Raw genomic sequence first — 7,803 nt, 5'->3', positions numbered from 1 at the left:
ATGCGGATATTATGAATTCTTGAGAGTTTAGGAAGTGAATTTCTTCCCTGAAACGGAGAATTCATGAGGATCTTAGGCATTTTGCAGGACCGACTCAATAGTTCACTGGCTGAGATTAGGCAATCTGCTATCTGGCCCCGAAGGTCCAGCCGCCTCTCAGACACTTCAATTTAAACTAAAGCTCTTAAAAATTCGTGTCGATAATAAAGTTTGCGGGAAAAAGTCTCTTTCCCTTTAAATCCCCATGAGTCTCCCCGCTCTTTATATTTCTTTAAGTAAGAAGCTCATCAGCGCCGGATTGTGAGAAGCAAGCAGAATAAGACAACCGAAGAGACGGCGAGGGAAAGAATTTGAGAAAGATTACGAATGTATATTAATTAATATGGAGATAAGTTAAATGACAACAATACTTATAGGTGATCTCAGCGGAGGTTTTAGCCTTACTAGGAATAAAAGTGGCAAAAATCAAACATTGATTGGCACAGATAATGATTCCATCAACATAATTTTTGGTGATGCTGTATTCATGTACGATCGCTCCAATGGGGGCCATGACACGTTGCAGGGGGGTGACAATAGCAGTGGAAACCTTATTAACGACCTAGTTGGTGATGCTGCTGAAATGTTCGATTCCTCTAAAGGTGGCAATGACACATTGCAGGGCGGTGACAACAGTGGTGGAATTCTTATTAACGGTCTAGCCGGTGACGCGACCATGATGCACGGCTCCTCCACAGGCGGCAATGACACTTTGCAGGGCGGTAACAACAGTGGCAAGATTCTTATTAATGGTCTATTCGGTGATGCTGCTCTGATGCTGGAATCTTCTAAAGGTGGCAATGACAAGTTGCAGGGCGGTAACAACGATGGTGGAATTCTTGTTGAGGGGCTAGCCGGTGACGCTGCTATGATGCTGGAATCTTCTAAAGGCGGCAATGACAAGTTGCAGGGCGGCAACAACGATGGTGGAATTCTTGTTGAGGGGTTAGCCGGTGACGCTGCCATGATGTTAGGTTCTTCTAAAGGTGGCAATGACACGTTGCGGGGTGGCATCAACAGTGACGGGACTCTTGTTAATGTTCTTGTCGGCGATGCGGTTAATATGTTCGATCATTCTAAAGGCGGTAATGACACGTTATGGGGAAGTAACAACGATGGCACTGGAATTGTCATTAATCATCTCTACGGTGATGCTAGAAACATGAGCGAGTCTGTCGAAGCCGGCAATGATCGTTTGATCAGTGGCAGCAACGCAACAGATCACATGTATGGCGATGCCAAAAATCTCATATCGAATGACACCGATATCTCTGACTTCATTGCTTCAGTTATTGATACATTTGGAGTCAATCAAATTAACGCTTTCCTGCAATCAGGTGGAAGCGAATTTGAGTTCGACAGTCTCAATGACATTGTGAACAACTTACGTAACATTTTCGATAGTAATGACGATTCAGTTTTAATCAGCCCCACAGCTGGTGGGGCTGATATCTTCGTCTTCAATGGTCACTTTGGAAACGATTTCATTTACGATTTTCGCCAATCGGATAGAGACAAAATCGAACTCAGTGCAACTGGCGTGGATTCATTCGACGATCTCGATATCAATGACGATGGAAGTGATACGACAATTACAGTCGAAGGGCATGGCACAGTCACCCTGGTAGGGCTTACCAGCGTAAATTTAGCTGCAGAAAACTTTATTTTTTCATCCTAATTTACTCACAAATACTGGAATTAGATCCAATCTGGCAGATATCTGGTCAACTTGATAACTGTCAGAGCAGATTTTTGATTTTCTAACAATACACTTTAAGCTCGGCTTGCTTATTTTCGTTGTGATCCCTCAGATCGTAATTTGATTGCTACACTGTCCAAGTTTCTGAAATTCTGCGATGTTTGTCAGTGTGGTGTGTGCAATCTTTTCCAATGCATTTCGTGTGAAGAAGGCCTGATGGCCAGTTATAACAACGTTTGGGAAAGTGAGTAATCGTGCAAATATGTCGTCCTGGAGAACTATATTGGACAAATCTTCAAAAAACAGCCCTTCTTCTTCTTCATATACGTCAAGGCCCAGATAACCGATCTTACCTGATTTCAATCCATTGACCACAGCGAGCGTATCAATTACAGCACCACGGCTCGTGTTAATGAGCATCACACCTGTCTTCATCTTGTGGACTGCCTGCGTATCAATAATGTGATGTGTTTGCGGTGTCAATGGGCAATGCAAAGTAAGAATGTCTGCCAAGGCGAATATGTCATCAAGCTCAACATATTGAATCCCAATCTGCTTGCTGTCCGGATGAGGTGTAAGATCATAGCCTACGACTTGGCAACCAAAGCCACTCATAATTTTAGCAACCTCGAACCCTATCTTGCCGGTGCCAATAATGCCAAGGGTCAAGCCATGCAAATCAAAGCCTAATAGGCCATCTAATGCAAAATTACCTTCCCGCACCCGGTTATACGCACGATGTATCTGGCGATTGAGCGTCAGGATCAAAGCAACAGTATGTTCAGCGACAGCGTGAGGCGAATAAGCTGGAACCCGAACCACCAAGATCTGGTGTGCTTGTGCTGCTCTCAGATCAACATTGTTGAATCCAGCACACCGTAAAGCAATAATGGCGGTTCCACCTAGTGCTAGTGCTTGCAGCACCGGTGCATCGAGTTGATCGTTGACAAAGACACATACGGCCGGAAAGCCATTTGCTAAAGCTACTGTCGCCTGGCTCAGATGAGTTTCAAAAAAAACCAGCTCATGCTGATGCTCTTCATTTGCTTTTTCCAGAAAGGAATGATCATAAGGTTTTACACTGAACACCGCAATTCTCATGGATACTTTCCTCGCAACTGTATTTCCCTCGCCCACTTGGAATTAGTCATGCAAAATAGCGTGTGCATTATGTTGAAATTAAAGTCTATCATGTGCACTAGCTCAGATAAAATCATACAGTTACCGAAATTGACTGGGTATCTAACGTGAACTCGACATTAAAATCATCACACCACGGCTGGAAGAACCTGAGAAAATCTAATATTAAGGGAAGGCTTCTTCTCGCGGAAGGTGTAAGCCACTAGTCCGGCTATCAAATTAACAGAGAAGTTAAATGGGCTGCGATGGCGGGAATGTTCGATTTGTGAGATGTTTTTCAATTGATCGTTGACAGTCTCAATGATCGAGCGTTTACGCAACAAGAGTTTGTCAAACAATGGCAATAGTTTGTTTTTCATGTTCTTACGCACCTTGGTAACGAGCAGTACGCCTTGCTCCCAGAGTTGCTCAAAGAGCGGCTGAGAGATGTAACCCCGGTCACCCAATAGTTTCCCAAACAAAGAGTGTGCCAGCTCAGGTACCAGATCACGGTCGTCGATATTGCCCGCCGTGATTTTCACTCCCAGCAATTCCCCTTGGTCATTGATGACCAAGTGCAACTTGAACCCATAAAACCAATCCACGCTCGCCTTTCCCCGGGCAGCAAACTCTGCCATCACTTTATGCGCCCAAAGCGGCTGACCAGAAAACAGCACAAAGGCATCAAGCTACCTGGCAGCAGCTCAACAAAGCGGTTGTAACTTACTAACCCCGGATAATAGGGCCGCTGATATCTCAACACCTGGCCCAGATAATAGGACTTAAACGTCCGGTAACCCGACAGATGAAACCCCACCACGATTGTCATGATTTCGCTTAGACACAGTTCCCTTCTCCGCCGACGTCGCTTCAGCACCAACTCCAACAAGCGCTGCTCCCACCACGGCTCAAACCTCTAACAAAAGTCGTCAATCGCACAAAAAATCGCTATAGTATCCATAAGAACCTGACTCCTGTCGTGATGAAACCTTTTTCCAAAATAGCTTCGTCATAATAAGGAATTCAGGTTCTTTTTGCTGCTTTTCTTACGCCGAACTCACGTTATCTATCAAATTAGATTGGGTTTCAAGTTTTGCTATTCTAAATTTCTTTCCCGTCAAGTGAAATCTCCATGGGAATTTTCCCATTGCAGATTTTACCCTGTTGAGTTCTCTCATTCATTATTGTAATAATCGAAGCAGCTGCCCAGATTCTTTTGTAAGGCTTCCAGACCATGGTAGCACTTTTTACGAAATGTCACCTGATAGAATTCCTGCAAAATGGCTTTATGAAAATATTCACAAATACCGTTGGTTTGGAGCGACATTGCCTGAATTTTTGTATGATCAATATCATTAATTGGAAGAATATAGGTGACAGTCATACTGTTCCACTTGCCCACAACACTCTGTACTCTATCGATCAAGATATGCAACATAGGCATAGGCAAACCATGTGCTTCATAGAAGGACTGGATCTTGTTGATCAGATCACTGAGAAATCAAGGATTATATGAAGACGACACATCATAAAAGACCAATAAAATACTTTATATATCTCTACTATTGCTTGGGTCGGAATAGAATACTCTAGATGTATAGGGCCTCTGCACAACCCTAAAAATTTTGCCGTGGTGGCGGAGAAAAAAATAAAAGGGATAGATCTATAAAAGATCATCCCTTTTTGTACTCTTACTTTACTTTTATAAATTCATAACGCTCTAAATCATTTTTTCTGTTTATTCATGATCGCTACCGGCTGCATCACCATCACCATGATCATGGTGATGGTGATGGTGATGGTGATGGTGGTCTTGGTCTTCCTTCTCTCCTTTAGGTGCTTGAGGCATAAATTGTGCGCCTTGGGTTTCATGCTCCGGAATAGCTATAAATACAGCAACTGAAGTTTCGGGCGTAATTTGAAAGTCTCCCTTTCCTTTCATTATATTGGCATAAACCGGCTCCAATGTAACGGATTTCCTCTCTCCATCCTTCCCTACCTGAATATTTGCTTTTCCTTGACCACCGCTCGTTGAAACTGGCTTATCTCCATGATCTGTAATATACAGTGTCAATTCACCATCCTTGGCTACTAACTCTAAATGAAAAGGACCAGCCACACGAAGCTGACCACCGTGAGGCGCTTTAACTGTAGCCAAATATTCATCAGTATGAGCCAAAGCAAAATGTGACATCATCACCATTGCGCTCAATAAAACAGAAGTAACGATTAGTCTTCTCACTCATTCTCTCCTAGATTATTAATTAAAATAAGGATAATCGAAGCTATTACAATTTTACAACATTAGTGCACATGATCACTGGGTGGTGGAAGAATCATCTTTTCACTATTAAGCTGCACTAGCTGCTGTTTTAGAATACTTATATCGGCCCACCCACTCTCATCCACATTAGGTATCCATCTTGCACGCAAGTACCCAAAACGATCTATCAAAAACTCAGAATGCTCCGGGATGACCCCCTCACCAAGGATATCCGGATGAGTAAGTGTTCTTCGATATAAAATATAACTATTTTTGATCTCCTGAGCCCCCTCCGTAACGACAGGAAAAGGTATATCCCTTACAATATTCATGACTTCCTGTTGATCAAGATCATTCATTGGGACAGCCAGAATAAATGTATTGAGTTCACGCAGTCTATCATAGGCCGCCTTCAGTTCTTGTAAACGATCTTGCGATTTTGGCCATGTAAAGAACACTAGCATCACATTCTTTTCCTGACGAAAATCCTTCAGGTAACCGCTAGAACCGTCATCTGCAAAATACGAGAAAATAGGTGGACCAATAGATGGTTTCTCAGGAACAACCCTCGGACTCAGCAGACGAGCCTGATAGCCGCGTGACATGGCATGCAGATAATTGACGACATCCCAGCGGTCCTCTTCTGATAAATTACTAGAAAAACCAGGCATACCTGTTTCTGCAATTCCATACGTTAGCCAATGGAAAAAATCACCGGCGGTATGTCTCGCGGTATGTGGTTCTGTCAGCAAATCAGCAGGTGGTTTTGGCAGCGTCTTAGCAAGTATTCCATTACCTTGGCCTTGCGGACCATGGCAGGACGTACAATTCTGAGAGAAAAACACCGATCCATTAGAAATGGAAATACCATCAAAAGGAACAGGTGTACTTTGATAAGTTTCCGGATAAGCATCCACTGCTAAGGGAGGCAAGGCTATTGCAAGAGAAGCCATTGTCAAAACAGCCGGAATTCCCACCCGCTTTTTAATTTCCCATTTATTTTTAATACCTAACCACACTGAACCAGCCGCCATTATCAATAATGCCACACCACTCCAGAATAAAAGCTGAACATTTGGCTCATCCCAGGTTGCATCAATTGAAAATCTGAAAGAATAGGGCCAGTTTTCTACCATGGCATGCTTTGCGGGCTTGGTGTTAGCCAAAATGGTCGCAAATAATACCAATAAAATGGCAAGTATAAATTCAATACTTACCCATTTCCTCAGTCGTTGGCTACCACCTTGGATCCGCTCGACATTATTAGCCTGCGTGAACGCAGGCAGCCATCTGGAACGCGCTCGATATGCAATAATCAGAATGATCGCCAATAGTGTAAGTTTTATGTTCAATACCCAACCATACGAACTAGCAACCAGCGCATGATAATCCTTCTCCACCATCCGATCAGCAATGATAAGACCAGTAGCCATTATAATCACCATTACCGGCAAAGCTATCGTCGAAAATTTCTTCAAACTCTCAGTGCTCAACAAATCCAATGGTTTGTCTGGATCTTTCTTACTGAATACTATTAATAGAAAAGCAGGTAAAGCCCCAAACCAGATACCTGCTAAAAGAATATGCAACGCATAAGTAAATACTGGCATTACGGGCGCCTCCTCTGCTGCAGAATGACTGACCATAGAACCCGCAATCAGTGGCAATGAAGCTGCCACTGCACATAAAATGTAATGCCACCTTACTCTATAGACCTGCCGGATGTATAGAATAACTCCTAGCAAAACTAACGCGAATAGTGTGCGAGCCGCCCACATCTGTCCCATGCGAGTCTGTTGCACTACTTCCAGCCAAGCATCAGGCCGCCAGGCATTAGCTGCAATCCCAGTCGCCTCGCCTGTCGTTGTTGCCAGAATGATCAGCAGTCCAATTAGAATGATACCACCTAGCCATGGCAATCCACGCTCTAATCGGATTGCCCAAGAACTCTCGAATACAGCTTTCTGTTGTCCGGCTATAGCAAGAAAAATACAGCTACCAAAAATTATTAGATTGGCTACCAGCTGGGACCAACGCGCAAATGCAGCAACGATCTCAATCATCTTTTTTTACTTTATTCGCAACTGTGAAATTGTATTCAGAGTCAACCACATGACCATCTACGGAAAGTACCCGAAACTTTACGGTGTATCGTCCTGATTGCATTTCTGGTAATTCCAATACAATAGACTTTGGATCCTCTGAATGAATCTTTACCTTACTATCTGTAATAGACTTTTTATCTTCATTAAGTACCGAAAGAGACGCATACGCAGGCTCTACTTCTTCATTGAACCAGAGACGAACTTGTGCAGGCGCTGTAGAAAGTACTGCTCGACGAGCGGGTTCAGCCTTAACCAGAGCAGCATGTGCTAATACTTGGCTGGCATGCATCAGAGTCATTACCGTTACTATTATAGTTAACGCTAAAAATCGCTTAAAAATTGGTACTGTCCATTTTATTTTCATTTTAAGTACTCCTTTTTATTAGTTCTGACAACTCGAGCAACCTAATATTTATTAGATTATCGAATGTAAGCGTAGTTCTAATTTCACTACTACTATTACAAAAACTAAGCAGCTTCTGTTTTATTCTTATTACTGCGCATGAAGAAGAAAGCACCAGCAGCGGCCAGCACGATAGCACCTATGATATAAGGTAGATTCGATTTTCCACCGGCTC

General features: G+C 43.1%; 5 protein-coding genes and 2 pseudogenes. 1 reads left to right on the top strand and 6 read right to left on the bottom strand.

Translation table 11 applies throughout. From position 1 onward, the window contains the following. The first annotated feature begins 397 nt into the window (after positions 1-397). Positions 398-1,717, top strand: a complete 1,320-nt coding sequence (locus BLW34_RS14160; RefSeq protein WP_090580939.1) for a hypothetical protein — start codon at positions 398-400, stop codon at positions 1,715-1,717. Between the two features lie 129 nt (positions 1,718-1,846). Here the strand turns inward: BLW34_RS14160 and BLW34_RS14155 are convergent, their stop codons facing one another. The 6 genes and pseudogenes from BLW34_RS14155 to BLW34_RS14130 form a co-directional block, all read right to left on the bottom strand. Next, positions 1,847-2,839: a 2-hydroxyacid dehydrogenase gene (locus tag BLW34_RS14155; protein WP_090580935.1), complete on the bottom strand. Its 993-nt coding sequence runs from the start codon at positions 2,837-2,839 to the stop codon at positions 1,847-1,849. A gap of 167 nt (positions 2,840-3,006) precedes the next feature. Further along, positions 3,007-3,818, bottom strand: a pseudogene (locus BLW34_RS14150) (IS982 family transposase). 140 nt (positions 3,819-3,958) lie between these two features. Beyond that, positions 3,959-4,352 (bottom strand): annotated as a pseudogene (locus tag BLW34_RS14145) (IS481 family transposase); the annotation flags it as partial. Between the two features lie 243 nt (positions 4,353-4,595). Then, positions 4,596-5,099, bottom strand: coding sequence for a hypothetical protein (locus tag BLW34_RS14140; protein ID WP_090580929.1), 504 nt, complete (start codon positions 5,097-5,099; stop codon positions 4,596-4,598). A gap of 62 nt (positions 5,100-5,161) precedes the next feature. Next, positions 5,162-7,183, bottom strand: a complete 2,022-nt coding sequence (locus BLW34_RS14135) for a CopD family protein (protein ID WP_090580926.1) — start codon at positions 7,181-7,183, stop codon at positions 5,162-5,164. Then, complete coding sequence (locus tag BLW34_RS14130; protein ID WP_090539201.1) at positions 7,176-7,589, bottom strand: copper resistance CopC family protein; 414 nt, start codon at positions 7,587-7,589, stop codon at positions 7,176-7,178. Before BLW34_RS14130 ends, BLW34_RS14135 begins: the two co-directional genes overlap by 8 nt. Positions 7,590-7,803: the final 214 nt, after the last annotated feature.

The sequence above is a fragment of the Nitrosomonas sp. Nm58 genome (genome assembly GCF_900107335.1).
Taxonomy (GTDB): domain Bacteria; phylum Pseudomonadota; class Gammaproteobacteria; order Burkholderiales; family Nitrosomonadaceae; genus Nitrosomonas.
Note: the sequence above shows the minus strand (reverse complement) of the source record. Positions and strands in the feature narration are given on the sequence as shown.